Annotated in this window: 25 protein-coding genes and 1 riboswitch; of the genes, 5 read left to right on the top strand and 20 right to left on the bottom strand. The window is 71.3% G+C overall.

Translation table 11 applies throughout. The features are described from left to right. Window positions 1-2: 2 nt before the first annotated feature. From H030_RS0118910 to H030_RS0118885, 6 genes are read right to left on the bottom strand one after another with little or no spacing between them, the layout of a single operon-like run. Window positions 3-419 (bottom strand): universal stress protein, encoded by a 417-nt coding sequence (locus H030_RS0118910; protein ID WP_027007259.1) that lies wholly within the window; start codon window positions 417-419, stop codon window positions 3-5. Further along, window positions 416-1,921: an APC family permease gene (locus H030_RS33470; protein WP_035127970.1), complete on the bottom strand. Its 1,506-nt coding sequence runs from the start codon at window positions 1,919-1,921 to the stop codon at window positions 416-418. Before H030_RS33470 ends, H030_RS0118910 begins: the two co-directional genes overlap by 4 nt. A 13-nt stretch (window positions 1,922-1,934) precedes the next feature. Next, window positions 1,935-2,810: an ABC transporter permease gene (locus H030_RS33465; RefSeq protein ID WP_081690935.1), complete on the bottom strand. Its 876-nt coding sequence runs from the start codon at window positions 2,808-2,810 to the stop codon at window positions 1,935-1,937. Further along, window positions 2,811-3,683 (bottom strand): ABC transporter permease, encoded by an 873-nt coding sequence (locus H030_RS33460; protein WP_035127968.1) that lies wholly within the window; start codon window positions 3,681-3,683, stop codon window positions 2,811-2,813. It abuts the gene before it with no gap. A gap of 4 nt (window positions 3,684-3,687) precedes the next feature. Beyond that, complete coding sequence (locus H030_RS0118890; protein ID WP_027007258.1) at window positions 3,688-4,905, bottom strand: ABC transporter substrate-binding protein; 1,218 nt, start codon at window positions 4,903-4,905, stop codon at window positions 3,688-3,690. Next, window positions 4,898-6,049, bottom strand: a complete 1,152-nt coding sequence (locus H030_RS0118885; protein ID WP_051223114.1) for an ABC transporter ATP-binding protein — start codon at window positions 6,047-6,049, stop codon at window positions 4,898-4,900. The genes H030_RS0118890 and H030_RS0118885 overlap by 8 nt, the downstream gene beginning before the upstream one ends. Before the next feature lie 199 nt (window positions 6,050-6,248). Between H030_RS0118885 and H030_RS33455 the strand changes: the two genes are divergently transcribed. Then, window positions 6,249-7,052, top strand: coding sequence for a ParB N-terminal domain-containing protein (locus tag H030_RS33455; protein ID WP_051223112.1), 804 nt, complete (start codon window positions 6,249-6,251; stop codon window positions 7,050-7,052). A gap of 7 nt (window positions 7,053-7,059) precedes the next feature. Here H030_RS33455 and H030_RS0118875 read toward each other — a convergent pair whose 3' ends face one another. Next, entirely contained in the window at window positions 7,060-7,833 is a 774-nt protein-coding gene (locus H030_RS0118875) for an SDR family oxidoreductase (protein WP_027007256.1), read from the bottom strand. Window positions 7,834-7,927: 94 nt separating this feature from the next. Between H030_RS0118875 and H030_RS0118870 the strand changes: the two genes are divergently transcribed. Further along, window positions 7,928-8,773, top strand: a complete 846-nt coding sequence (locus H030_RS0118870; protein ID WP_027007255.1) for a helix-turn-helix transcriptional regulator — start codon at window positions 7,928-7,930, stop codon at window positions 8,771-8,773. On the opposite strand, the gene H030_RS33450 is transcribed toward H030_RS0118870, so the two are convergent. The 10 genes from H030_RS33450 to H030_RS33440 all read right to left on the bottom strand — a co-directional run bounded on the left by H030_RS33450 (window position 8,770) and on the right by H030_RS33440 (window position 20,574). Next, entirely contained in the window at window positions 8,770-9,999 is a 1,230-nt protein-coding gene (locus H030_RS33450) for an ABC transporter ATP-binding protein (protein WP_081690934.1), read from the bottom strand. The genes H030_RS0118870 and H030_RS33450 overlap by 4 nt on opposite strands. A 15-nt stretch (window positions 10,000-10,014) precedes the next feature. Next, window positions 10,015-10,845 carry a carbohydrate ABC transporter permease gene (locus tag H030_RS0118860; RefSeq protein WP_051223110.1) on the bottom strand — a complete coding sequence of 277 codons (831 nt, stop codon included), beginning with the start codon at window positions 10,843-10,845 and terminating at the stop codon, window positions 10,015-10,017. Continuing rightward, complete coding sequence (locus tag H030_RS0118855) at window positions 10,842-11,783, bottom strand: carbohydrate ABC transporter permease (RefSeq protein WP_081690933.1); 942 nt, start codon at window positions 11,781-11,783, stop codon at window positions 10,842-10,844. Before H030_RS0118855 ends, H030_RS0118860 begins: the two co-directional genes overlap by 4 nt. Further along, complete coding sequence (locus H030_RS0118850; RefSeq protein WP_027007252.1) at window positions 11,784-13,037, bottom strand: extracellular solute-binding protein; 1,254 nt, start codon at window positions 13,035-13,037, stop codon at window positions 11,784-11,786. An 81-nt stretch (window positions 13,038-13,118) separates the two neighbouring features. Next, the gene (gene serA / locus H030_RS0118845) at window positions 13,119-14,723 is read right to left on the bottom strand and encodes a phosphoglycerate dehydrogenase (RefSeq protein WP_027007251.1); all 1,605 of its coding nucleotides are present in this window, start codon (window positions 14,721-14,723) and stop codon (window positions 13,119-13,121) included. Further along, a complete protein-coding gene (gene serC / locus H030_RS0118840; RefSeq protein ID WP_027007250.1) occupies window positions 14,723-15,853 on the bottom strand; it encodes a phosphoserine transaminase in 1,131 nt (376 codons plus the stop codon). Before serC ends, serA begins: the two co-directional genes overlap by 1 nt. A 25-nt stretch (window positions 15,854-15,878) precedes the next feature. Further along, a riboswitch (ZMP/ZTP riboswitch) is annotated at window positions 15,879-15,961 on the bottom strand. Between the two features lie 26 nt (window positions 15,962-15,987). Further along, on the bottom strand, window positions 15,988-16,977 hold the full coding sequence (gene ilvC, locus H030_RS0118835; RefSeq protein WP_027007249.1) for a ketol-acid reductoisomerase: 990 nt from the start codon (window positions 16,975-16,977) through the stop codon (window positions 15,988-15,990). Window positions 16,978-16,997: 20 nt separating this feature from the next. Further along, a complete protein-coding gene (locus H030_RS33445; protein ID WP_035127964.1) occupies window positions 16,998-17,855 on the bottom strand; it encodes a class I SAM-dependent methyltransferase in 858 nt (285 codons plus the stop codon). Further along, complete coding sequence (locus tag H030_RS0118825; protein WP_155892149.1) at window positions 17,852-19,276, bottom strand: hypothetical protein; 1,425 nt, start codon at window positions 19,274-19,276, stop codon at window positions 17,852-17,854. The genes H030_RS33445 and H030_RS0118825 overlap by 4 nt, the downstream gene beginning before the upstream one ends. A gap of 32 nt (window positions 19,277-19,308) precedes the next feature. Further along, window positions 19,309-20,574 carry a class I adenylate-forming enzyme family protein gene (locus H030_RS33440; protein ID WP_051223108.1) on the bottom strand — a complete coding sequence of 422 codons (1,266 nt, stop codon included), beginning with the start codon at window positions 20,572-20,574 and terminating at the stop codon, window positions 19,309-19,311. 25 nt (window positions 20,575-20,599) lie between these two features. Here H030_RS33440 and menB point away from each other — a divergent pair, with 25 nt between their 5' ends. Next, window positions 20,600-21,427 carry a 1,4-dihydroxy-2-naphthoyl-CoA synthase gene (gene menB, locus H030_RS0118815; RefSeq protein ID WP_035127960.1) on the top strand — a complete coding sequence of 276 codons (828 nt, stop codon included), beginning with the start codon at window positions 20,600-20,602 and terminating at the stop codon, window positions 21,425-21,427. Window positions 21,428-21,448: 21 nt separating this feature from the next. After that, window positions 21,449-22,363, top strand: coding sequence for a 1,4-dihydroxy-2-naphthoate polyprenyltransferase (locus H030_RS0118810; protein ID WP_027007246.1), 915 nt, complete (start codon window positions 21,449-21,451; stop codon window positions 22,361-22,363). Here H030_RS0118810 and H030_RS33435 read toward each other — a convergent pair. Continuing rightward, complete coding sequence (locus H030_RS33435) at window positions 22,360-23,289, bottom strand: LysR family transcriptional regulator (protein WP_051223106.1); 930 nt, start codon at window positions 23,287-23,289, stop codon at window positions 22,360-22,362. The two genes, H030_RS0118810 and H030_RS33435, sit on opposite strands and share 4 nt — an antisense overlap. Here H030_RS33435 and H030_RS39245 point away from each other — a divergent pair. Continuing rightward, the gene (locus tag H030_RS39245; protein ID WP_155892148.1) at window positions 23,264-24,430 is read left to right on the top strand and encodes a mandelate racemase/muconate lactonizing enzyme family protein; all 1,167 of its coding nucleotides are present in this window, start codon (window positions 23,264-23,266) and stop codon (window positions 24,428-24,430) included. The two genes, H030_RS33435 and H030_RS39245, sit on opposite strands and share 26 nt — an antisense overlap. On the opposite strand, the gene H030_RS33425 is transcribed toward H030_RS39245, so the two are convergent. Both H030_RS33425 and H030_RS33420 read right to left on the bottom strand, forming a co-directional pair. Then, window positions 24,427-25,602, bottom strand: a complete 1,176-nt coding sequence (locus tag H030_RS33425; protein ID WP_051223104.1) for a glycoside hydrolase family 3 N-terminal domain-containing protein — start codon at window positions 25,600-25,602, stop codon at window positions 24,427-24,429. The genes H030_RS39245 and H030_RS33425 overlap by 4 nt on opposite strands. After that, window positions 25,599-26,324 (bottom strand): alpha/beta fold hydrolase, encoded by a 726-nt coding sequence (locus H030_RS33420; RefSeq protein ID WP_051223102.1) that lies wholly within the window; start codon window positions 26,322-26,324, stop codon window positions 25,599-25,601. Before H030_RS33420 ends, H030_RS33425 begins: the two co-directional genes overlap by 4 nt. Window positions 26,325-26,334: the final 10 nt, after the last annotated feature.

Below are 26,334 nucleotides of genomic sequence, written 5' to 3'. Positions count from 1 at the left end.
GCCTAGTGACGCGAGGCGCGCACGACCAGGACCGGCCGCTCGCTGAGGTGCAGCAGCCGCGTCGGGGTCGAGCCGACCAGGACCGACCTCAGCGGGCGCTCGCCGTAGGAGCCGACGACGATCATCGACGCCTCGACCTCGTCGGCGGCGGCGATCAGCCCCTCGGCCGGGTCCTGCTTGCGCACGTCGCTGGAGACCGTGACGCCCGCGGCCTCGGCCGTGCGCAGCGCCTCGCCGACGACGAAGTCGCCCCGCTCCTGGATCTCGGCGTCGAGGTCGTGCAGCTCGCCGCCCAGCCGCGGCGACTCGAACGAGAACACGACGTGCACGCCCTCGCTCAGCCGCCCGGCGAGCGCGAGCGCCTCGGCCAGCGCGGCGTGCGCGCCGGCCGACCCGTCGTAGCCGACCACGAGCGTCATGCCGCCTTCTCCTTCTTCGGGACGCGGTGGGTGATCGTCGCCGCGACCTGCGGGTCGACCGGCCGCGGCTTGAGCGCGAAGAACGCACGGTCCTGCGTGTAGCGGTAGATGAACCAGACCAGGCCGATCAAGATCATCGCGATGGTGATCGCCACCGGTGAGCCGATCCCGAGGAACGGCTTGGCGTAGCCGCCGTCCTTGGCCGCGTACTCGACCGTCGCCTTGAGGAACACCGCCGCGAGGATCACCGCGCCCAGCAGCGGCAGGAACGCGAGGTAGATGAAGTTCTTGACCGACGCGGTCAGGTACCTGCGGTAGAACCACGCGCAGGCCACGCCGGTGATCCCGTAGTAGAACGCGATCGTCATCGACAACGACGTGAACGCATCGGCGATCAGGTTCTCGCTCGTCGCGCTCAGGAACACGAACACCGCGATCGAGACCACGCCCATCCAGATCGTGGAGAACGACGGCGTCAGGTAGCGGTCGTGGATCTGGGCGAACCTCGGGCCGAGCGCGCCCTTGCGCGCCATCGACAGCGACGTGCGCGTCGCGGGCAGGATCGTCGTCTGCGTCGAGGCCGAGGCCGACGTCAGCACCGCGATGATCAGCAGCTTGTCCAGCGGCGAGCCGAGCACGGCCTTGGAGATCGGCGCGAACACGTCGGTCTGGTTGGCGATCAGCGACTGCGTCCCGCCGAAGGCCTGCGCGCCGGCCGCGACCGTCACGTAGATCCCGAGCAGGATGAACGTCGAGACGACCGCCGCCTTGCCCGACGACGTCGCGCCGTCCTCGGTCTCCTCGTTGACCGAGACCGCCGAGTCCCAGCCCCAGTAGATGAAGATCGCCAGCAGCACGCCGCCGCTCAGCGCGCTCAGCGACGAGATCGCGAACGGGTTGAACCACGAGAACTGGGGCTTGATCGAGTGCGCCGGCGACTGCGTGTAGACCTTGACCAGCGCGACGGCGGCGAACAGCGCGAGCGTCACGATCTCCATGCCCAGCAGCAGCTGCTGGGTGCGCGCGCTGAGCTCGATCCCGATGTAGCAGATGGCCGTCATCAGGATGATCCAGATGACGCCGATGATCGTGACCGTCAGCGTCGACGGGTGGTCGACGCCGACCAGCGAGCACGAGTAGATCCCGGCGATCTGCGACAGCGACGGCATCACCAGGATGTCGGCGACCAGCACCGCCCAGCCGGAGAACCAGCCGATCCGCGGCCCGAGCGACAGCGTCACCCACGAGAACGTGGTGCCGCAGTCGGGGTCGGCGCGGTTCATGTAGTTGTAGGCCGCCGCGATGCACGCCATCGGGATGAAGGCCACCAGGATGACCGCGGGCGCCTGGACCCCGATGCCGGCGATCGCGACGATGAAGCCCAGCGTCGCCGCGAGCGAGTACCCGGGCGCCGTCGACGCGACGGCGATGACGACGCCCGAGATGTAGGAGATGGCTCCGGCCTTGAGGGTCTTCCCGGCAGGCGCGGCAGCGGTCTCCATGCGCGCGAGCCTACTACCCGCGTGCACCCGCTTCGGCCAAGTCGAACGCGAGCTCCTCGACCTGCTCGCGCCCGGCCTCGGGCCCGCCGCCCTCGTCGCGGGCGCGCGCCTTCTGGACCAGCACGTTGAGCCCCATCAGGACCAGGACCGCCAGCAGCAGGATCGTCGCCAGCACGTTGACCTCGGCCGGCACGCCCTGGCGGGTCGCGCCGAAGATGAACAGCGGGAACGTCTGCGTCTGGCCGGCGTTGAAGCTCGTCACGACGTAGTCGTCGATCGAGATCGCCGCCGCCAGCAGCGCCGCGGCCGCGACGCCCGGGGCGATCATCGGCAGCGTGACCTTGCGGAACGTCGTCCACTCGGTCGCCCCGAGGTCCATCGCCGCTTCCTCGATGTGGCGGTCCATGCCCTCTAGTCGCGCTCTCACCGTGACCACCACGTAGGACACCGTGAACATCACGTGGGCGATGATGATCGTGACCATGCCGGTCCCGACGTGCAACGTCAGGAACAGGCCCAGCAGCGCGGCGCCGAGGACGACCTCGGGCGTGGCCAGCGGCAGGAACACGAACAGCTCGGTCGTCGCCTTGCCGCGGAAGCCGTAGCGCACCAAGGCCAAGGCCATGAACGTGCCCAGCGCCGTGGCGATCACGACCGTGAAGGCCGCGACGATCAGCGAGTGCTGCAGCGCCGTGGTCAGGTCGCTGTTGGAGAACGGGTGCGCCCAGTGCTTGAGCGTGAAGCCCTGCCAGGTGAAGTTGAAGCGGCCCTTGTTGTCGTTGAACGAGTAGAGGACGACGATGAAGATCGGGATGAACAGGTAGAGCAGCGCGAGCGCGCTCCAGATCCCGAGCAGCCAGTCGCGGACCTTGTCGCGGGAAGAGAGCATTTAGGCAGCAGCCTCCGTGAGCGACTTGGTCCCGAGCAGGCGGGCGTAGATCAGGATCCCGACCAGGATCGCCGTCATCAGGATGAACGACAGCGCGGCCGCCGTCGGGTAGTCCAGGATGTTGAGGAACTTGGCCTGGATGACGTTGCCGATCATGTACTGCTTGGGCGTCCCGAGCAGCGCGGCGTTGATGAAGTCACCGCACGCCGGGATGAACGTCAGCAGCGAGCCGGCGAAGATGCCCGGCAGCGCGAGCGGCACGGTCACCTTCCGGAACGCGGTGGCGCGCGAGGCGTACAGGTCGGTCGCCGCCTCGATGAACCGGCGGTCGAGCCGTTCCAGCGTCACGTAGAGCGGCAGCACCATGAACGGCAGGAAGTTGTAGGTGATGCCTGCGATCACGGCGAGGTTGGTCGCCAGCAGGTGGCCGTTGCTGCCCAGCAGCCCGACGTCCTGGAAGCGGTGGACGACCCAGCCGTTGTCGTTGAGGATCAGCTGCCAGGAGACCGTCCGCAGCACGTAGGACGTGAAGAACGGCAGGACCGTCAGCAGCAACATGAAGTTCTTGTACTTGCCCGCCTTGTAGGCGATGAAGTACGCGAGCGGGAAGCCGATGACCAGGCAGGCGATCGTCGCGATCCCCGAGAACAGCACCGAGCGCCCGAACTGCGTCGAGTAGTCCGAGATCGCGTTGGTGTAGGTGGCGAAGTGCCACGTCAGCGTGTACCCGTCCTCCGGGTTGCCGGTCATCAGCGACACGCCGCCCTGGTTGATCAGGGGGACGAGGTAGAAGACGATCAGCCACAGCAGGCCCGGCCCGAGGAACAGGTAGGGCAGCAGCGTGCGGCGGGTCTTGAGGCTCAGTCGCAGCATCGGATCAGGCCCCCGTCACGTTCGCCATGGCGTTCTGCATCGTGCGCTCGTCGGCGGGCGACAGGTTCGGGTAGGGGTACAGCCGCTTCCTGACGTCGTCGGGCGGGAAGATCAGCGGGTTGTTGGCCACCTCGGGGTCGAACTTGAGCAGCGCCTCCTTGGCGCCCTCCACCGGGCTGATGTAGTTGACGTAGTCCGCCACCTTGGCCGCGACCTCCGGCTCGTAGTAGTAGTTCATCAACAGCTCCGCGCCGTAGGGGTGCGAGAGGTGCTTGGGCATCATCATGTTGTCGGTGAACAACATGGCGCCCTCCTTGGGGAAGATGAACTCCAGGTCGGGGTTGTCGGCCTTCAGCTGGACGAGGTCGCCCGAGTAGGCCATCGCGACCCAGACGTTGCCCTTGGCGAGGTCGGTCGTGTAGTCGTTGCCGGTGAAGCGCCGGATCTGGCCGGCGTTCTTGGCCGCGCCGATCTTGTCGATGGCCTTCAGGATCTCGTCGATCGTGGCCTTCGACGCGTCGATGCCCATGCCCAGCGCGACCAGGCAGGCCGCGTCGTAGGGCTCCTGCAGGAACGTCACGCGGCCCTTGAAGGCCGGGTCGAAGAGGTCGTTGACGCTCTCCAGCCTACGGCCGGTCTTCTTGGGGTTGTAGCCGATGCCCGTGCCGCCCGACTGCCACGGCATCGTGTAGTCGCGGTTCGGGTCGTAGTTGATGGTCTTGAGGTTCGAGACCAGGTTCTTGATGTTGGGGACGTTGCGCTTGTCGATCGGCTCGACGTAGCCGTCGCGCACCCAGCGGGCCGCCATGTAGTCGGTCAGCGTGACGATGTCGCGGCCGATGTTCTGGCCCTGGGCCAGCTGCTGGCGGACCTTGCCGAAGAACTCGAAGTTGTCGTTGATCTCCTCGACGTAGTCGACCTTCGTGTCGTACCTCCTGTCGAAGGTCTTCAACGAGTGCTTGTCGATGTACAACGGCCAGTTCGCCCAGCGCATGCCGTCGATCGGCGCCTTGGGGTGGTTGACCGTGACGTTCTTCTTGACGTTGACCTGGTGGGCGGCCTCGCCCTCGATCGAGCAGCCGGCGAGCGCGCTGCCCAGCGCGGTCATGCCCAGCGCCATCGCGCCGCCGCGGCCGATGAAGCGCCGCCGGTTCATGCCGTCGTTCCGCTTGTCGAAGAGCAGGCGCTCCAGCGCCCGCTCGACGTCGGGGCGCTCAGGCATCGCGCGCCACGACGAACGTGTGCTGCGGATCCCAGGTCAGGAGGACCTCCTGGCCGGCGCCGAGGCTCGGGTGCGCGCCGTCGCGGTTGGGCGAGATCACCGTCAGCTCCTCGCCGCCGGGGGCGGTCACGAGGTACTGGATCTGCGTGCCCAGGAACGAGGCGACGCTGATCGTGCCGCGCAGCGCGTTGCGGCCCGCGGGCACGCCGGCGCTGGCCGGGACCAGCTCGATCTTCTCAGGACGGACGCCGATCCGGACCTGCTCGCCGGGCGTCTCGGACATCCGCGAGCACGGGACGGACACGGTGCCGTCGGGCGTCTCGACGCGGGCGATCTCGGTCCCGCGCTCCAGCACCTTGCCGTCGACGAGGTTGGAGACGCCGAGGAAGTTGGCGACGAACGCGGTCACCGGGCGCTCGTAGAGGTCCTCGGCCGTGCCGGCCTGCTCGATCTTGCCCCTGTTCATGACCGCGATCGTGTCGGCCATCGACATGGCCTCCTCCTGATCGTGGGTCACGTGCACGAAGGTGATCCCGACGTCGCGCTGGATCCGCTTGAGCTCGATCTGGAGCTGCTTGCGCAGGCGCAGGTCGAGCGCGCCGAGCGGCTCGTCGAGCAGCAGCGCGCGCGGGCGGTTGACGAGCGCGCGGGCCAGCGCGACGCGCTGGGCCTGGCCGCCGGAGAGCTGGCCGGGCTTGCGCTTGGCCAGCTGGCCGAGCTGGACCATCTCCAGCGCCTCGCCGACGCGCGTGGTCGTCTCGGACTTCGAGACCTTCTTGCGCTCCAGGCCGAAGGCCACGTTCTTCTCGACCGTGAGGTGCGGGAACAGCGCGTAGGACTGGAACACGGTGTTGACGTCGCGCTTGTAGGGCGGCAGGTCCTGCACCGCCTGGCCGCCGAGGTAGACGACGCCCGCGGTCGGGTCCTCGAACCCGCCGATCATGCGCAAGGTGGTGGTCTTGCCACAGCCCGACGGGCCGAGCAAGGCGTAGAACGCGCCGCGCTCGATCGACAACGTCAGGTCGTCGACGGCCACGGCATCGCCGAAGCGCTTGGTGACGCCCTCCAGGTGGATGTCAGCTTCGGACGACGCGGTCGCGTCGACGCGCGCGCCTTCCGGCGCTGCTGTCGGTGTCCCCTCCATGTGGCCCTCCTCAATTGGCCCCGCGACGCAGGTGCGTCGCATGTCACTTCACCGGCGAGCGCAACCCTAGGCCCGTTTGGCGTACGCAGTCAACGCGCTTTCCGACTCCGGGGCACCAGTTCGTCGGGCGTGTTGTCCGTTCCGGCACACGTTCTCGCCACGGTGGAGCGCAAGTTCCGACCAGGAGTACCTTGCGGGCGTGCCTCCACGGAGCACCGGACTGGCGGGAGCCGACGCGCAGGACGACTTCCTGCGTGCGCGACGGCGGGTGGCGCTGGCGCGATTGGTGCGCTGGCTGCGGCGCGATCCGAGCGACGTCGACCACATCCTGCCCTTCGACGAGGTCGTCGCCGCGCTCGGGCGGGTGCAGGAGCGCGACGCCGGGTTGCAGGTCGTCCCGCTGGACGCGATCGTCGGGACCGTCGACCGCCTGCAGGGGTTCGACCGGCGCTTCCGGCCGACGACGCCCGCGGTGCGCCGGCGCTGGGAGGGCATCGCCGAGGCGATGCGGCGCGGGAAGGCGATGCCGCCGGTCGACCTCTACAAGGTCGGCGAGGCCTACTTCGTCAAGGACGGCCACCACCGCGTCAGCGTCGCGAGGGCGCTCGGCCACGACGACATCGAGGCGCGCGTGACCGAGGTCGTCACGAAGGTCGGCGCCGGCCGCGACCTGCTGCGCGGCGACCTGCCGCTGAAGAGCCACGAGCGCGTGTTCCTGGAGCGCGTCCCGCTGCCCGCCTCCGCGCGTGGCCGTGTCCGGCCCAGCGACCCGTGGGCCTTCGCCGCGCTGGCCGAGGGCGTCGAGGGCTGGGGCTGGCGCTGGTCGCAGGAGCACGGCGAGCTGATCGACCGCCGCGAGCTGGCACGCCGCTGGTACGAGGAGGAGTACGTCCCGGTCGTGACGCTGCTCCGGGACGCAGGCCTCCTCGAGGGCGCGGCGACCGAGACCGACGCCTACATGAACGCCGCCGCCGAGCGCTACAAGCGCCAGCGCGGGCTCTGACCATCCCCTAGAGGTGGACGCCGCCGGAGGCCTCGATGCGCTGGCCGGTGACCCAGTGGTTGGCGTCGGAGAGCAGCGAGGCGATGACGGGGCCGATGTCGTCGGCGACCGCGTGGCGGCCGAGCGCGGCGGCCGCCGCCAGCGACTCCTGCGCGGCGGGCGTGTCGCGGACCATGCCGCCGGAGAAGTCGGTGGCGACGGCGCCAGGTGCGACGCAGTTGACGCGGATGCCGCGCGGGCCGAGCTCGGCGGCGAGGTAGCGGGTCAGCACCTCGACCGCGCCCTTGACCGACCCGTACATCATGCGCTCCGGGAACGTGAAGCGGGCGAGGCCGCTCGACAGCGTGACGATCGCGCCGCCGTCGGCGATCCGGGGCGCCAGCTCCTTGGTGAGGAACAGCGGGCCCTTGAGGTGGACGTCGACGAGGTCGTCGAAGTCCTCGGTCGTGATCGTCGCGATGTTGCCGCCGCGCGAGAAGCCGCCGTTGAGGACGAGGTGGTCGAAGTCGTCGCGGCCGAAGGTCTCGCGCAGCGTCGCGTCGAGCTGCTGCGCGAACGCCGGGAACGCGGCGACGTCGCCCTGGTGCAGCTGCAGCGCGGCGGCCGCCACCCCACGCTCACGCAGCTCGGCGACGACCTGCTCGGCCTCGTCGGCATGCGAGTTGTAGGTGATGACGACGCCGCTGCCGGCGTCCGCGAGGTGCAGCGCGGCCGAGCGGCCGATGCCGCGGTTGCCGCCGGTGATCAGGGCGATGCGGGGAGTCGAGGTCATGTCGATCATGCTGCTCCCCGCGCGCCGCGCGCAAAAGAGGCGGGCTCGTCGGGGGACAAGCTGTCCCTGGATGCGCGCCCGCCGTCGTAGCATCGTGTGGGCGATGGACCAGGACGCGCTCGCGGACTTCCTGCGCCGCCGCCGCGCGGCGCTCACCCCCGACGACGTCGGGCTGCCACCCGGGCAGCGGCGCCGGACCAGCGGCCTGCGCCGCGAGGAGGTCGCGGGGCTGGCGCACATGTCGACCGACTTCTACACGCGCCTCGAGCAGCGCCGCGGCAACCGGCCCTCGGAGGCGACGGCCGCCGCGCTCGCACGCGCGCTGCGCCTCACGCCCGACGAGCGCGACCACCTCTACCGCCTCGCCAGCCACACCGCGCCGCCGCGCGCGTTCCGGACCGACCACCCGTCCCCCGCGCTGCTGCGGATCCTCGGCCAGCTCGACGCGACCCCGGCGCAGATCACCAACGACCTCGGCATGACGCTCGTCCAGAACCCGCTGGCGGTCGCGCTGCTGGGTGACCAGACCACGTACACCGGGTTGGACCGCGCGCTCGTCCACCGCTGGTTCACCGGCCGCGGCCAGGACCGCGAGCGCCATGCGCCCGGCGAGCACGCCGCGCTCTCGCGCTCCTACGTGGCCAACCTGCGTGCGGTAGTGGGCCGCGCGCCCGACGACGCCGAGGCGCGCGCGCTGGTCGACGCGCTGCTGGCGTCCTCGCCCGAGTTCGCCGCGCTGTGGGCCGAGCACGAGGTCGCGGTCCGCTCCGGTCAGCGCAAGACGATCGTCCACCCGACGGTCGGGACGATGGCGCTCGACTGCCAGGTCCTGACCGCCGAGAACCTCACCGAGTGCCTCGTCGTCTTCACCGCGGCGCCGGGCAGCGACGCCGCCGAGCGGCTGAAGCTGCTCGCGGTCGTCGGCGACGCGTCGTTCGCCGCGGGCTAGGCGGCGGGCTCGGGCTCCGGCGCGGTCGTGGTGGACGTGGCGGGCGCGCCCGCGTCGTCGACCCGCAGCGCGTGGCCCTTCTCGGCGTCGAAGAAGTGCAGCCGCGACGTGTCGACCCACAGCTTCGCGCGGGTGCCGTCGGTCACCCTCGTCTCGGCGTCCAGCCGCGCGGTCGCGCGGCCGCTGGCGTCGGGCAGCTCGCCCGCGCCCGCGTCGTCGGCGAGGTCGCGCAGCTCGTCGTGGCTGACGTCGTCGCCCTCGTAGGTGAAGTAGGCGTACACCTCGCTGCCCATCGACTCGGTGACGTCGACCGGCGCCTCGAACGTCACGCCGTGCTCCTGCTGCTCGCCGATCAGCGTCGCGTCCTCGAAGTGCTCGGGCCGGATGCCGACGATCAGGTCGCCGCTGCTCGCGCCCGACGCCGCGCGCTTCTGCTCGGCGCTCAGGGGGACATCGGCGAACGGCAGCTTCAGCGTGTCGCCCTCGAGGCGGCCGCCGAAGAAGTTCATCGACGGCGACCCCATGAAGCCCGCGACGAACAGGTTGTCGGGGCGCTCGTAGAGGTTCCTGGGCGTGTCGACCTGCTGCAGCAGGCCCGCGCGCATGACCGCGACGCGGTCGCCGAGCGTCATCGCCTCGGTCTGGTCGTGCGTCACGTAGATCGTCGTCGTGTCCAGCCGCGACTGGATCCGCGAGACCTCCGCGCGCATCTGCACGCGCAGCTTCGCGTCGAGGTTGCTCAGCGGCTCGTCCATCAGGAAGACCTTCGGGTTGCGCACGATCGCGCGCCCCATCGCCACGCGCTGGCGCTGGCCGCCGGACAGGTTGGCCGGCTTGCGGTTGAGGTGCTGCTCGAGGTCGAGGATCCTCGCGGCCTCCCCCACCCGGCGCTTGACCTCCTCGTCGTCGACCTTCGCCAGCCGCAGCGGGAAGGCCATGTTCTCGCCCACGGTCATGTGCGGGTACAACGCGTAGGACTGGAACACCATCGCGATGTCGCGGTCCTTGGGCGCGCGGTCGTTGACGACCTCGCCGTCGATGATGAGGTCGCCCGAGGTGATGTCCTCGAGCCCCGCGACCATCCGCAGCGCCGTCGACTTGCCGCAGCCCGACGGCCCGACCAGGATCAGGAACTCGCCGTCGGCGATGTCCAGGCTGAGCTGCTTGACGGCCTCGAAGCCGTCGTCGTAGCGCTTGGTGATGTCCTCGAGCTTGATGCCGGCCATGGGGAGTGGGCCTCCTCAGCCCTTGACCGCGCCGGCCGTGAGGCCCGCGACGATCCGCCGTTGGAAGAACAGGACCATGATCACGATCGGGATGGTCACGATGATCGCCGCCGCCGCGATCGCGCCGGTCGGCGCGGTGAACTGCGAGACGCCGGTGAACGACTGGATCGCCGGCGGCACCGTCTGCGCCCTCGTGGTCGACGTCAGCGACAGCGCGAAGATGAAGTCGTTCCAGGCGTAGATGAACACCAGGATGGCCGTCGTGAACACGCCCGGCGCGGCGAGCGGCAGGATCACCTTGCGGAACGCCTGCGCGGGCGTCGCGCCGTCCATCTGCGCCGCCTGCTCGAGCTCCCACGGGATCTCGCGGAAGAACGCGCTGAGCGTGAAGATCGCCAGCGGCAGCGTGAACGTCATGTAGGGGATGATCAGGCCGGCCCACGTGTCGTAGAGGCCGAGCGTGCGCCACATGTCGTACAGCGGGCCGACGATCGAGACCGGCGGGAACATCGCGATCGTCAGCGACGCGCCGAGGATCAGCCGCTTGCCCGGGAAGTCCAGGCGCGCGATCGCGTAGGCGGCCAGCGACGCCAGCGTGACGGCGATCACCGTCGAGATCGCGGCGATCCCGATCGAGTTGCGCAGGGCCTTGGTGAAGATGTCCTGGTGGAAGATCGAGGAGTAGTTGTCGAACGACCACTCCTTCGGGATCAGCCGACCGTCGCCGACGGTCGCCGGCGTCTTCAGCGACAGCGAGATCAGCCACATGATCGGGAACAGCGCGGCGACGACGATGACGGCCTCGGCCGTGCCCCAGCCGAACAGGCGTCTGCGGTCGATGCTCATCGCTCACCCCGCTGCTGAGCCAGGTTGGCCCCCAAGAACTTGATGTAGAAGAACGCGATCAGCAGCACGCACAGGAAGACGAGCACCGAGACCGCGGAGCCGAGCCCGAGGTTCAGCCGCGTCAGCAGCGTGTTGTAGGACAACTGCGAGACCGTCTCGATCGAGCGGTTCGAGCCATTCGAAAGCACCTGCACGGTGTCGAAGATCCGGAACGCGTCGAGCGTGCGGAACAGCAGCGCGACGAGGATCGCCGGCCTCATCAGCGGGATCGTGATCCTCCAGAAGCGCTGCCACGCGGTCGCGCCGTCGACCTTGGCCGCCTCGTGCAGGTCGTCGGGCACCAGCGCCAGGCCGCTGAGCAACAGCAGGGCCATGAACGGCGTGGTCTTCCAGACCTCGGCGAGGATCGCCACCAGGTAGGTCGACCACGTGACGATCAGCGGGTCCTTCTCCAACCCCAGGAGGACCGGGACGAAGCCGCCGTCGGCCTTGGAGAACGCCAGCCGCCACGCGAACGCGGCGACGACCGTGACGATGCCGTAGGGCACCAGCGCGGTGGTCCGGATCAGCCCCCGGCCGAAGATCGCGCGGTGCATGGCCAGGGCCAGCAGCATGCCGAGCACCAGCTCGATCGAGACCGAGAACACCATCAAGACGATCGTGTGGAAGAGGTCCTTCCACCACAGCTGCGAGCTGAGGACCGTGACGTAGTTGTCGAGGCCGATCCACGCGGTCTTGTCCGGGAAGCGCAGGTCGGAGCGGTGCAGCGACAGCCAGACCGCGTAGAGGATCGGGTACGCGGTGACCGCGAGCATCACGATCACGGCGGGCGCGCAGAGCATCCACCCCAACTTGCGCTCGGCGCGCGTGCGCGCGGAGATGGCGCCCCTCTTGGCGGGTGCGGCGGCGGGCGGTGCCTCGGCGGCGGTCGCGGCCATCTAGAGCAGCCCCTTCGATTGCAGCGCGTCCCTGACGCGCGAGGTCAGTTGCTTCAGCGCGGCCGGCGGATCGAGCTTCGCGGCGGGCGACAGCGTCGTGTAGACGGCCAGCGACACGTCGGCGTACAGCGGCGAGACCGGCCGGACGCCCGCGGAGTCGATCTGCTTCCTGACGATGTCGCTGAAGGGATAGGACTTCTGGAACTTCGGGTCGTCGTAGACCTTGCTCAGCGTCGGCGGCAGCGAGTCGAGCTGCGCGTAGAGGCGCTCGGGCTGCTCGGAGGCCAGGCAGGTCGCGGCGTCGAAGGCCTGCTTGGGGTGCTTGGTGTGCGCGCCCACGCCCCAGTTGAAGCCGCCGATCGGCGCGCGGTTCGGGCCGCCGGGCGTGACCGACGGGTACGGCGCCCACTTGATGTCGTCCTTGAGGCCCTTGACGGTGGTGTTGCTCTGGGCCGAGGCGTACACGAACGGGTAGTTGAGCTCGAACGCCGTGCCGCTGTCGACCTCGAAGGCCTGGCGCGCCTGGTCCTCCTTGGCCGCCGGCAGCGTCGGGTTGCCCGGGCCGGCCGCGAAGTCCTTCATGATCTGGATCGCCTTCAGCGCGGGCTGGCCGAGGACCGCCCTCGTGCCCGTCGGGTCCAGGATCGAGCCGCCCGCCGCCTGGATGACCGAGTTGAACCACACGGTCGTGCCCTCGTACTGAGCGTTGGTGTAGGCGATGGTCGTCCTGAGCTTCTTGGCCGTGTCGATCAGCTGCTGCCAGGTCCTCGGGACCGGCTCGCCCCTCAGCTGGGACTTGCGGTACCAGAGCAGCTGGGTGTTGGAGTTGCCGGGCGCGGCGTAGAGCTTGCCCTGGTAGGTCGCGGTCTTCAGCGGGCCGGCGAGGCGGTCCTGCTTGAGCTCGTTGGCGTCGTCGGACGGGAACGGCAGGATCCACTTGGCCTCCGCGAACTCCGCGGTCCAGACCACGTCCATGGCCATCAGGTCGATCGAGCTGTCGCCCGCGGCGAGGCGGCGGACGAGCGACTGGCGCTGCGAGTCGGCGTCGGTCCCCAGCAGGTTGACCTTGATCCTGTACTCGCCGTTGGAGTGCTGCGAGCAGTACTCGGCCGCCTTCTGGAAGGAACCGCCGGGCTGGTTGCCCGCCCACCAGTTGAGCGTGACCGCTCCGGACTTGTCCGATGAGCCCCCGCACGCCGCAACCGCGAACACCGCGGCGACGAGCGCCAGGACCGAGATGACCCGACTCGACATGGCGTCAGGTTGCTTACCCAACGTAAAGCGCCCCGAACCTGCGGTCCGGGGCGCCTTTGTGGAGCGTTGTCCGCCTGAGGGCTAGAGCGTGATCGCCTGGCCGGCCACGAAGCCGTCCGAGGCGACGACGCTCGCGACGACGTCGCGCGGCACGGCGCCGTCGGTGGTGACGACCATCACGGCCTCGGCGGTCGTGCCCGCGGCGTCCTCGTCCTGGCGGCCGACGGCGGCCGAGACGATGTTCACGCCCGCGTCGCCGAACGCCGCGCCGATCCGGCCGATCATGCCGGGGCGGTCGCCGTAGCGGAACACCGCGAGGTGCTCGTCGAGCTGGACGTCGAAGCGCTGACCCCACGCCTCGAGCAGGTGCGGGCGGTTGCGGCGGCCGAACGTCGTGCCGACCACGCGGGTCCTCTTGTCCCCGGCGGTGACCGTCACGCGCACGAGGTTCTCGAAGTCGCGCGACGAGGCGTTCTTGGTCTCGACGACCTCGATGCCGCGCTCGTCGGCGACCGCGGGCGCGTTGACCGAGTTGACGTCCTCCTCGGTGTGGCCCTGCAGGACGCCGAGCAGCGTGGCGGTCGCCAGCGGCCGCGTGTCGCGGTCGGCGATCCTGCCGAGCAGCTCGACCTCGATGCGGTCGATCGAGGAGGCGTCGGCCAGCGTGACCGCGAGGCGGCCCAGGTGCCGGCACAGCGGGACGTACGGGCCGAGGACCTCGAGGTCCTCCGCCCTGATCGCCGGGACGTTGACGGCCGTGGTGACCGCGCCGCCGGTGAGCGCCGCGACGACCTGCTCGGCGGCCTGGAAGCCGGCGCGGTCGGTCGCCTCGGCGGTCGAGGCGCCGAGGTGCGGCGTCACGATCACGTTGGGGCGGCCGAAGTACGGCGACTCGGTGACGGGCTCGGAGCGGAAGACGTCCAGCGCCGCGCCGCCGACCTTGCCGCTGTCGAGCGCGGCGATCAAGTCATCGTCGTTGATCAGCGGGCCGCGGGCGACGTTGAGGACCTTGACGCCGCCCTTGCACTTGGCGATCGCCTCGGCGTCCAGCCAGCCCTCGGTCTCCGGCGTCTTGGGCAGGTGCAGCGTCAGGAAGTCGGCGACCGCGTAGACGCCGTCCGAGTTCTCGGCCTTCTCGACGCCGAGGTCCTTGTAGCGCTCGGCGGACACGAACGGGTCGTAGGCGACGACGCGCATGCCGAAGCCCTTGGCGCGGGCGGCGACGAGCTGGCCGATCCGGCCGAAGCCGAGGATGCCCAGCACCTTGCCGTCGAGCTCGACGCCCGACCACTTCGAGCGCTCCCACTTGCCGGAGCCGCTGAGCGCGGCGTGGGCCTGCGGCACGTTGCGGGCCAAGGCCAACAACAACGCCATCGTGTGCTCGGCGGCGGTGACGACGTTGGACTCCGGCGCGTTGGCGACGATGATGCCGCGCTTGGTCGCGGCCGGGACGTCGACGTTGTCGACGCCGACGCCGGCGCGGCCGATGGCCTTCAGGTTGGTCGACTTGTCGATCAGGTCGGCCGTCATCTTCGTGGCCGAGCGGATCAGCAGGCCGTCGTACTCGCCGATGCGCTCGGCGAAGTCGAAGCCGTCGATGTCGAACGCGAGGTCGACGTCGAAGTGCGACTTGAGCAGGTCGATGCCGCTGGCGCCGATCTTCTCGGCGACGAGGACCCGGGTCATCAGATGTTCTCCACGACGTAGTCGATGCTCTTGGTCAGCTGGCGGATGTCGTCCGGGTCGATCGCCGGGAACATGCCGATGCGCAGCTGGTTGCGGCCGAGCTTGCGGTAGGGCTCGGTGTCGACGATGCCGTTGGCGCGCAGGGTCTTGGCGACCGCCGCGGCGTCGACGTCGTCGTTGAAGTCGATCGTGCCGACGACCAGCGAGCGCTTGGCCTCGTCGGTCACGAACGGGGTCGCGAACGCGGAGGCGTTGGCCCACTCGTACAGCGCGGTCGAGGACTCGGTCGTCCGGCCGACCGCGAAGTCCAGGCCGCCGTTGCCGTTCATCCACTCCAGCTGCGCGTTGAGCAGGATCAGGGTCCCGAGCGCCGGCGTGTTGTAGGTCTGGTCCTTGAGCGAGTTGTCCAGCGCCGTGGTCAGCGACAGGGACTCCGGGATCCAGCGGTCGGTGCGCGCGCCGATCTCGGCGATGCGCTCCTGCGCAGCGGGGCTCAGCAGCGCCAGCCAGAGGCCGCCGTCGGCGGCGAAGCACTTCTGCGGCGCGAAGTAGTACACGTCGGCCTGCGCCGCGTCGACGGGCAGGCCGCCGGCGCCCGAGGTGGCGTCGATCAGGACGAGCGCGTCGTCGCTGCCCGCGGGGCGCGTGACCGGGACCATGACGCCGGTCGACGTCTCGTTGTGGGCCCAGGCGACGACGTCGGCGCCGTCCTCGTAGACCGGCGCGGGCGCGTCGCCCGGCTCGGACCTGATGACGATCGGGTCGCCGAGGTGCGGCGCGCCCTTGGCGACGCTCGCGAACTTGTTGGAGAACTCGCCGAAGCTGAGGTGCAGCGAGCGCTCGCGGATCATGCCGGCGGCGAGCGCGTCCCAGAACGCGGTCGTGCCGCCGTTGCCGAGCGCGACGACGTAGCCGTCGGGCAGGCTGAAGAGATCGGAGAGCCCGGTGCGCACGCGGCCGACCAGGTCCTTGACGGGCCTCTGGCGGTGCGAGGTGCCCATCAGGTGCGCGTCGCGCGCGGCCAGCGTGGCCAGCTGCTCGGGGCGCACCTTCGAGGGACCGCAGCCGAAGCGGCCGTCGGCGGGCTTGAGCTCTTCCGGGATGGTGAGCGTTGTGGCGCTCGTCGTCATGGGGACTCCTCGTCGAAGTTCGGGATGAGAGTGCCCAGGCGTGCGGCGGCGGAACACCGCCGCTCCCCGGTGGTAGTCCACCTCGAGACGCCAGTTGCGACGGCCCGAGGCAGACTAGCGAAACCGAACCGGGACTAGAACTCGGTCTGGATCCAGTCCATGTGCGAGCGGAGCTCCTTGCCGACGTGCTCGACCTGCGTGTCGGCCTGCTCGGCGCGCATGCGCTTGAAGTTCTCCTGGCCGGCGTTGTTCTCGGCGATCCACTCGCGCGCGAACGTGCCGTCCTGGATCTCGCCCAGGATGCGCCTCATCTCGGCCTTGGTGTCGTCGTTGACGACGCGCGGGCCGCGCGTGTAGTCGCCGTACTCGGCGGTGTTGGAGATCGAGTAGCGCATCCCCGACAGGCCCTTCTCGTACATGAGGTCCACGATCAGCTTGAGCTCGTGGAGGCACTCGAAGTAGGCCATCTGCGGGTCGTAGCCGGCCTCGACGAGCGTGTCGAAGCCCGCCTGGACCAGCGCGGACGCGCCGCCGCAGAGGACGGCCTGCTCGCCGAAGAGATCGGTCTCGGTCTCCTCCTTGAACGTCGTCTCGAAGACGCCGCCGCGGGTGCAGCCGATGCCCTTCGCGTAGGCCAGCGCCAGATCCTTGGCGTTGCCGGTCGCGTCCTGGTGGATCGCGATCAGGCCCGGGACGCCGGAGCCCTCGGTGTACTGGCGGCGGACGAGGTGGCCCGGGCCCTTCGGGGCGGCGAGCGCGACGTCGACGCCGGCGGGCGGCTGGACGGTCTCGTAGAGGACGGAGAAGCCGTGGCCGAAGAGCAGCAGGTTGCCCTCGGCGATGCCGTCCTTGACCTCGTTCTCCCAGACCTGGCCGTGCAGCTCGTCCGGGACGAGCAGCATCACGACGTCGCCCTCGGAGGCGGCGTCGGCGACCGACTTGACGGTGAGGCCGGCGTCCTTGGCCTGCTGCACCGAAGCGGAGTCCTCGCGCAGGCCTACGACGACGTTCACACCCGAGTCCTTCAGGTTCTGGGCGTGGGCATGGCCCTGGGAGCCGAACCCGATGATGGCGACGGTCTTGCCGTCGAGAAGGGTGAGATCTGCGTCGTCGTCGTAGAACATAGGACGGAGCAGTCTATGAGCTACGCCTCGGCGACGGCTCCCAGGCTGCGACCGGGGATCGCGACGCTGCCGTCGTCGTTGACGAACGGTGCCCAGATCGCGTCGATGGCGTCGCGGAACTTGTAGTGGTCGGCGGGCGCGAGGCCGTCGAGGAGCGGCTGCAACGACGATGACATCGCGCGCAGCGTCTCGAACCAGGCGTCGGACGCCGGGGCCGTGAAGGTGAGGTCGATCGGGGTGATCGTAGGCGTGTCGAAGCCGGCGTCCTGCAGCAGGTCGGCGAGGCGCTGGGGATCGCTGAGCGCGAAGGCTCCGGGCGCGCCGGGCGCGGCCGGCTCCTGCAGGCCCAGCGACTCCGCCGCGGTGTTGATCGCCGCCAGCCAGGGGTTCTCCTCCGGCGTCGTCCAGACCGCGAGCACGAGCTTGGCGCCGGGCTTGAGCACGCGGCGCGCCTCGCGGAACGCGGCCTCGGGATCGACGGCGTGCTGGTAGCCGTGGCGGCAGAGGATGCCGTCGAGCGACGCGAGCTTCGCGTCGACCCATTCCAGCTCCATCGGCTTGTACTCCACGTTGGTCAGGCCGAGCTGCTCGCCGCGCTGCCTGGCGACCTCGACCATCGCCTCCGCCCCGTCGGTGCTGATCAGCTCGCCGCCGGGCTGCAGCAGCTCGGCGGCCAGGAAGCCGACGTCGCCGCGGCCCGCGGCCAGCTCCAGGACGCGCTGGCCCGGCTGCGGCGCCAGCGCGTCGACCATCCAGTGCGCGAGCGGCAGCGTGCCGTCCAGGAACCCGCCGACGCGGTCCTCCCAGCGCGGCGCCGCGTTCTCCCACCGCTCGCGGGCGTTGGCGCGCTGCTCTTCAGGGTCGGTCTCGTCGATCACGTCACCGTGAAGTGCAGCACGGATGTCGCGACGTTGCCCGCCCGGTCGGTCGCGACCGCCTGCAGCTGCCACCTGCCGGCCGGCAGCGCATAGCCCGCGGGGATCTTCCAGCTCCACGTCGTGCCGTGGACGGCGGCCCTCACGGCCGGGCCCGTCGCCTTGCACGACGTCGTGACGACCCGGCGCTTGGCGGGGCTCAGGTAGCGGCACGTGCCGGCCCTGCCACCGAGCCGGCGCAGGACCAGCTGAACGCCGGCGACGCCGCTCGCGTCGCCGACGTGGCCGCCGAAGCGCACGCGGTTGGCGACGTGGTGGTGCTTGACCGTGCGCAGGCGGAAGCGGCGGACCTTCGCCTGGCGCGTGATGCGGACGGTCGGCGCGGTCACGTCCTTCGCGGCGTGCTTGACGTCCGGCGTCGTCGCCGCGCAGCTCGTCCCCGTCGGCTCGTAGGCGCCGGGGGCCGCGCCGTCGCCGCTGCGCGCGACGCCGTCGAGGTCGGTGGTCGTGGCGAAGGCCGGCGAGGTCGGCGCGCGCAGGACGGCCGGGCGCGGGTTGGCGTCGGTGTAGCCGACCGCCGGCGCCCCGGAGCAGACGTGGAAGTCGCCGTCGGCGCCGCCCCCGGCGAAGGTGGCGGCGTCGGTCGCAGCGGTCTCGTTGCGCCAGCCGGTGAGGCCCGGCGCCGCGCCGTGCACGATCGAGTTGTAGGCGGTGAAGCTGTTCGGGCCGCCCCCGGCGACCTGCGCGCTGGTCAGCGCGGTCGGGGCGCCCGCCACGGTCGACGAGGTCAGCGTCGCGGCGACGCCGTCGCCCCCGTACTTGCTGCCGTCGGAGACGAGCGACAGGCCGGAGCCGGCCGGCCCGCCTGCGAGGACCGACGTCGAGACGTCGAGCTTCTCCGGGAAGTCCGGCGTGGCGACGGTGGTGGCGCGCAGCGCGACGCCGGACGGCGCGGTGGCCCGCAGCACGCTGCGGTCGATCGCGAAGGCGAACGGGCCGTCCATCTCGACCGCGGTGTTGGGCGCGGTGATCGTGCTGTTGGTGATCTCGTCGTAGAACGCGCCCATGAGCACGCCGCCGTCGCCACCGTTGATCGTCAGGTGGTCGAGCGTGATCGACGTCCCCGAGACCGTCACCGCGAACGGCGCGCCAGGCGGCGCCTGGATGACCGCGCCGGGCTCGCCGTGGATCGTGACGCCGTGCGTCTGGTCGGCCAGGACGCTCTCGACGTAGGTGCCGGCGTGGACGTCGATCGTGTCGTCCTTGACCGCGTCCTGGAGCGCGGCGTTGATCGTCGTGTACGGGCCGGCAGTCTGGTCGACGACCAGCGTCTTCGGCCAGCCGGCGGCGCCTGCGGGCGCGGCGGCCACGATCAGCACGCCGAGGGTGGTCGCGGTGGCCGCGAGGGAGCTCAGGGTTCGCATCGATGGTGAGAACGGCTTCATCGGTGCAGAAGTTACGGGAACCGCAGGTCGCGACGGACGAGCTTTCCAGAGGCCGTGCGCGGGAGCGGGTCGGCGGTCACCACGACGTCCTTGGGGACCTTGAAGCGGGCGAGGTGCGCGCGGGCGTGGTCCTGGAGGTCGAGCGCGGTCGCGGTCGCACCCTCGCGGAGGCGGACGAGCGCGACGACCGCCTCGCCCCACTCGTCGTCGGGGCGCGCGAGGACGCCGGCCTCGGCGACGGCGGGGTGCGCTTCCAGGACCGCCTCGACCTCGGCGGGCGCGACGTTCTCGCCACCGGTGACGATCGTGTCGGCCTTGCGGCCGACGATCCGCAGCAGGCCGTCGTCGTCGAAGGCGCCGAGGTCGCCGGTGTGGAGACGGCCGTCCTCATCGGTGCGCGCGTCGGGTGAGAGCGTCGGGCCGGAGACGAGGATCTCGCCGTCGGCGGGGTCGAGCACGACGCGGGTGCAGAACAGCGGGACGCCTGCGGTGGCGACCTGCGAGCAGGCCTCGGTCAGCCCGTAGGTCGGCGCGACCCGGACACCCGCCGCCTCGGCGCGGGCGATCAGCGCGGGCGGCAGCGGCGCGCCGCCGAGCAGCGCCCAGCGCAGCGCGGGCGGGTCCTGCAGGCCGGCGTCGAGCAGGCGCGCGAGCGTCGTCGGGACGAGGCTGACCACGGTCGGCCCGTCGGGTTGTTGTAGGGCTTGCAGGACGCGCTGGGTCTCGAAGCGCTCGTGGACGACCGCGGTCGTCCCGTAGATCGCGGAGCGCAGCAGGATCGACAGGCCGCCGACGTGCGAGAGCGGCAGCGTGCAGAGCCAGCGCTCGTCGGGGTCGACGCCGAGCGCGACGGCGGAGCCGAGCGCGGACCAGAGCCAGTTGCCGTAGGTCAGGCGGATCGGCTTGGGAGCGGAAGTGGTCCCGGAGGTGTGCACGAGGATCGCGGGCGCGTCGAGGTCGTGCTGCTCGTCGGCCGACTCGAATCGAACCGGTGTAAACGGCTTTGCGTCTTCGAGCAGCACGTCCACTTCCGGCCGCTCCGCCTCGGTCAGCCGCAGGTCGATCGGCACGACCAGCGCGCCGGCGAGCAGGCAGCCGTGCAGCGCGACCACGTAGTCCTCCCCCGGCGCCAGCGCCAGCCCGACCCGCGCGCCGCGCGGCAGCCCCGCCGCCACGCCCCGCGCGCGCTCCAGCAGATCCGCGTACGTCACGTCGTTCACCGCCGCCCGCGCGGGCCGCTCGCGCGCCGCCCGCACCAGCCAGGACTCGACCACCATGGCTCGGAAAGTAGCCTGCCGACCCATGGCAGTGACTTGGACCCCCGGCGACGGCGACTACACCGACATCCGCTACGAGCTCAGCGGCGACGGCATCGCCAAGATCACCATCGACCGCCCGGAGGTGCGCAACGCCTTCCGGCCCAAGACGCTGATCGACGTCTCCGAGGCGCTGGAGCGCGCCCGCGAGGACGGCGACGTCGGCGTGATCATCTTCACCGGCGAGGGCCCGAACGCCTTCTGCAGCGGCGGCGACCAGAACGTCCGCGGCGACACCGGCTACATCCCGGAGGGCGCGAAGGTCGGGCGCTTCCACGTCACCGACCTCCAGGTCCAGATGCGGCGCCTGCCCAAGCCGATCGTCGCGAGCGTCGCCGGCTTCGCGATCGGCGGCGGCCACGTCCTGCACCTCTGCTGCGACCTGACGATCGCCGCCGACAACGCGCGCTTCGGCCAGACCGGGCCGCGGGTCGGGTCCTGGGACGGCGGCTTCGGCGCGTCGCTGCTGCGCGACCTGATCGGCACCAAGAAGGCCAAGGAGGTCTGGCTGCTGTGCCGCCAGTACGACGCCAAGCAGGCGTTGGACATGGGGTTGGTCAACGCGGTCGTGCCGCTGGAGAAGCTCGAGGAGGAGACGGTCTCCTGGTGTCGTGAGATGCTGGAGCTGTCGCCGTTCGCGCTGCGGCTGGTGAAGTCGTCGTTCCACGCCCACGAGGACGGCTACGCGGGGATCCAGCAGCTGGCCCACGACGCCAACCTGCTCTTCTACGGGTCCGACGAGGCCAAGGAAGGGCGCGAGGCCTACAAGGAGAAGCGGCAGCCCGACTTCTCCCAGTTCCCGCGCCGGGCATAGAGCCGGACCGAGACCTACAACATGTCAGACGCCATCTCCCAGCGCCCCTCCCCCGTCAAGATCTGGCTGCTCGCCGCGCGGCCGCGCACGCTGCCGGCCGGTGTCGCGCCCGTGCTCGTCGGGACCGCGCTGGCGGCCGCCGAGCGCTCGTCGCTGCGCGTCGGCGCGTTCATCGCCGCGCTGCTCGGCGCGGTGTTCATCCAGGTCGGGGCGAACCTGTCCAACGACTACTCCGACGCGCGCCGCGGCGCCGACACCGAGGACCGCCTCGGCCCCGTGCGCGTCACCGCGGGCGGGCTGGTGCCGCCGAGGCAGGTGCTGACCGCGACCTACGTGTCGTTCGCGCTGGCCGTGGCGTGCGGCATCTACCTGATCGTCATCGCCGGCTGGGTGATCCTGGCGATCGGCGCCGCGTCGATCCTGGCGGGCGTCCTCTACACCGGCGGCCCGCGGCCGTACGGCTACGAGGGCCTCGGCGACGTCTTCGTGTTCCTGTTCTTCGGCCTGGTCGCGGTGACCGGCTCGTACTACGCGCAGGTCGAGAGGCTGGAGTGGGAGGCGTTCGCCCTCGCCGTGCCCGTCGGCCTGATCGCGAGCGCGATCCTGGCGGTCAACAACATCCGCGACGCGCCGACCGACGCGCGCGTCGGCAAGCGCACGCTCGCGGTCCGGCTGGGCCGCAGCGCGGCGCGCTCGATCTACGCGGCCGAGGTCTACGTCGCGTTCCTGATCCCGCCGATCGTGTGGCTGGCCGGCGGCAACCACGTCGGCCCGTGGGTCCTGCTGACCTGGCTGGCGCTGCCGCTGGCGGTCCCGCTGGTCCGGACCGTGCGCCAGCACGACGACGGCCCGACGCTCAACGGCGCGCTGGCCAAGACCGGCATGATGCAGCTCGTCTTCTGCGTGCTGCTGTCGGCCGGCCTGCTGCTGAGCTAGGCGACCAGCGCGACCGGCGCCCTGCGCGGCTCGCGCCCGGTCTCCTCCGCGCGCTGGAGCGCGAGCTGGAGGAAGGCCTTGGCGGCCGGCGGCTGGCGGCGGCCCGCGCGCCAGACCAGCGCGGTCGGCCACGTCAGCAGCTCGGGCCCGACCGGGCGGAAGGCGATCTCGGCGCCCGGCTCGGCGGCGATCGAGCGCGGGAGCACCGCGACGCCGAGGCCCTTGGACACGAGCGCGCGGACCGCGCCCATCTCCGTGCAGATGAAAGCGTTGCGCGGCTGCATGCCGAGCTTGGCCATCGCCTTCTCCAGGCGCAGGCGCAGCGCGCTGTTCTCGCGGTAGGTGACGAGGTCCTCGGCGGCGAGCTGCTCGTAGGTGATGTGGTCGTGCGCGGTCAGCGGGTGGTCGACGGGCAGCGCCACCACGAACTCCTCCTCGAAGACCAGCGACGCGGCGAAGTCCTCGCCCAGCGCGTCCGGGTCGACCGCGGTGAACGCCGCGTCGAGCTCGTCGGTGCGCAGCTGCTCGAGCAGCTCGTCCTGCGTGCCCTCGACCATGTGGATCGCCACGCCCGAGTGGCGCTCGTGGAAGTCGGCGATCACGTCGGCGAGGTCGTACAGCCCCGTCGGGTACATGCCGCCGAGCTTGAGCTCGCCGCGCAGCAGGCCCGACAGCTCCTCCAGCTCGCTCTGCAACCCCTCGACCTCGTGCAGGACGCGGTGGGCGTAGTCGAGGACGAGCCGGCCCTCGGCGGTCAGCTCGACCGACCGCGAGGAGCGCGTGAAGACCTGGATGCCGAGCTCGCCCTCGAGGCGGCGGATCTGCTGCGAGATCGCGGACTGGGCGAGGTGGAGCTCCTCCCCCGCCTTCGTGAACGAGCCGTGGCGGGCCACGGCGGCGATGGTGCGCAGATGCCGGATCTCCATGCCTTTGATCGTGCCACGGCATCGGTCATATGTCGAAGTCACGTTCGCGCAGACATCGATCACGCTGCGTGATGGATGGACACGACGGCCGCGTGTGCCACTCTCCTGCGCAGTCGTGCAGGTCGCCCTCGAATCCGTGATGCATCCGCTGCGCTCGCCGCTGGCCACGTCCTACGGCGAGGTCCACGAGCGCGGCGCCTACCTGCTGACGCTGACCGCGCGCGACGGCGTCACCGGCCGCGGCGAGGCCGCGCCGCTGGAGGCCTACGACGGCGTCCCGCTGGAGATCGTCGGCGCCGCGCTGGAGCGCTACGCCGAAGTGCTCGCCGACGACCGTGGGCGCAGCGGGCCGCAGCTGCTGGACGCGTGCCGCGAGGTCGCCGACCTCCCGCAGGCGCTGGCCGCGGTCGACATGGCGCTGTGGGACGCGGCGGGCAGGCGCACCGGCAGGCCGGTCTGCGCGCTGCTCAACGACGAGTGGCTGGACGCCGTGCCGGTCAACGCGACGATCGGCGCGACCGACCGCGTCGAGGCGGCCGAGGCCGCGGCCGCGGCGGCCGACGCGGGCTACGAGTGCGTGAAGGTCAAGGTCGGGATCGGCGACGACGCGGGCCGCGTCGCGGCGGTCCGGCGCGCGGTCGGCGACGGCGTCGCGCTGCGCGTCGACGCCAACGGCGCGTGGTCGGTCGACGAGGCGATCCGGGCGATCGACGCGCTCAGCGTGTCCGGGCTGGAGCTGGTCGAGGAGCCGGTCTCGGGGATCAGCGAGCTGCGCGCGGTGCGCGAGCGCGTCCCGATCCGGATCGCGATGGACGAGACCGCCGCCGAGCACGGCGCGATCGCCTCGGGCGCGGCGGACGCCGTCTGCCTGAAGGTCTCGCGCGCGGGCGGGATCAGCGCGCTGCTGGCCCAGGCCATGTTGGTGCGGTCGACCGGCGCCGAGGTCTACATCGCCTCGACGCTCGACGGCCCGCTCGGGATCGCCGCCGCCGTGCACTGCGCCGCGGCGCTGAAGGTCGAGCTGCCCTGCGGGCTGGCAACGCTCGGCATGCTCGCCGACGAGGGCGCGCCGCCCGACGGCGCGCTGGCGATCAGCCACGGGCGCCTCAGGGTTCCGGCCGGCCCGGGCCTGCTGGGCTAGGGCCCGGTGTTCAGGCGCGCGCGCCAGGCGCGCACGCGCTGGACGCCCGCGGCGAGCTCCTGACGGCTGAGCTTGCCGGAGCGGACGGCCTGCTCCAGGCCCCTCGCCGCGCGGTCGGCCGACATGTAGTCCTTGGCGAAGACCGGCAGGTCGACGCCCGCGGTCATCGCGAAGAACGCGAGCTGCGCGGACGTCCCGTAGCGCGCGACGGCCGGGGCCTGGAGGTCGTCGGTCATCGTCACGACGTTCTTGTAGCCCTTGATCCCGTCGCGCAGCTCTTGGGTGACCCAGCGCCGGGAGAACACGGCCGGGCGCGGGTCGACGCGCGGGTAGATCGCGGTCGAGACCATGACCGCGTCGGGGTCGACGTTGTTGTAGGGCTTGAGGTCCGCGGCCCGGAGCGCCGACAGCGGCAGGTCGATGCGCGCCGCGGCGTCGTCGGTGTTGACGGTCGCCGCGCCGAAGCCGGGGAAGTGCTTGTAGACCGGGTGGACGCCGTCGGCGCGCAGGCCGCGCGCGAACGCGTCGGCGCGGGCGGCGACGCGGTCCGGGGCGCTGCCGTAGGCCCGGCCCTCGGCGGCCATCGCCGAGCCGGCGCGGGCGACGTCGACGACCGGCGCGATGTCGACGTTCGCCCCCGCGCGCTTCAGCGCGGCCGCGGCGGAGCTGCCGAGGCGGCGGGCGTCGGCGGCGTCGCGCGTCTGACCGGGCGCGCGCAGCGGACCGCCGGGCAGGCGGCGGACCGCGCCGCCTTCCTGGTCGACCATGACCAGCAGCGGCAGGCCGCGGTCGAGCGGGCCGCGCAGGCGCTGGAGCGCGGCCATCTGGGTGCGCAGCTGGGCCGCCGTCGTGATGTTGCGCGCGAAGAGGATCACCCCGGCGGCCTCGCCGCGGCGGATCCGGCGCTTGAGCGCCTCGGGCGGCCTGGTGCCGGAGTAGGCGAACACCATGCGCTGGCCGATCTCCTGGCGCAGCGTGAGGGTCCTGACCGCCGACTGGCCGCCGGCGACGTCCTTCGGCGGCGTGCTGCCCGGCTTGCCGCGGCCGGCGATCGTCACGGTCCCGAGCCTCCCCTCGGTCGCGGTGCCGTGGCTCGTCGACCCACCGCCGCAGCCCGCCGCGACGAGCACGGCCACGGCGAGCAGCAGCGCGACGGCTGCGCCGCGCCTCACACGCCGGCCTGGATCAGCTCGGCGAGTTGCTGCGGCGCCTCGCGCGGCAGGCCGTGCCCCGCGCCCTCGACGACGTGGACGTCGGCGTCGGGCAAGTGCTTGCGGTACTCGTCGGCGAACGCCACGAACTTCTCGTCGCGCGCGCCGACGATGATCGTCACCGGCATCGTCAGCTCCGGCAGGCGGTCCCAGAACGGCTCCATCGCGCCGCCGCCGATCCCGCGCAGCGCGGCGGCCAGCCCGGCCGGGTCGTTGCGCAGGAGGTCCTCGTGCCACCACCGCGCGGCCTCGGGGTCGGTGCCCGCGAAGAGCGGCTGCGCCATCCAGCGCTCGGCGTACTCCGCGATCGTCATCGCCTCCAGCTCGCCGGCGAAGCGCTCGTCCTCGGCGATCCGCCGCGCGCGCACCTCCGGATCGGCGATCCCGGCCGACGACGACACGAGGATCAGCCGCATGACGCGGTCCGGCGCGGCGAGCGCGACCTGCTGCGCGACGCGGCCCCCGAACGAGTACCCGCACAACACGAACTCGTCGGGCGCGGCGGCCAGGACGTCGCGGACGCAACCCTCGAAGCTGACCGGTCGCACGCCGGACTTCGTGCCGTGCCCGCGGAGGTCCGGGACGAGCGGGCTGTAGCGTGCATGGTCGAGCTCGGGCAGGACAGGGTCCCAGGCGCGGTGGGTCCCACCGAAGCCATGGAGCAGTACCAGCGTCTCGGGCATTCCCCCTTCC

The organism is Conexibacter woesei Iso977N (genome assembly GCF_000424625.1).
In the GTDB taxonomy this organism is placed as follows: Bacteria; Actinomycetota; Thermoleophilia; order Solirubrobacterales; family Solirubrobacteraceae; genus Baekduia; species Baekduia woesei_A.
Note: the sequence above shows the minus strand (reverse complement) of the source record. Positions and strands in the feature narration are given on the sequence as shown.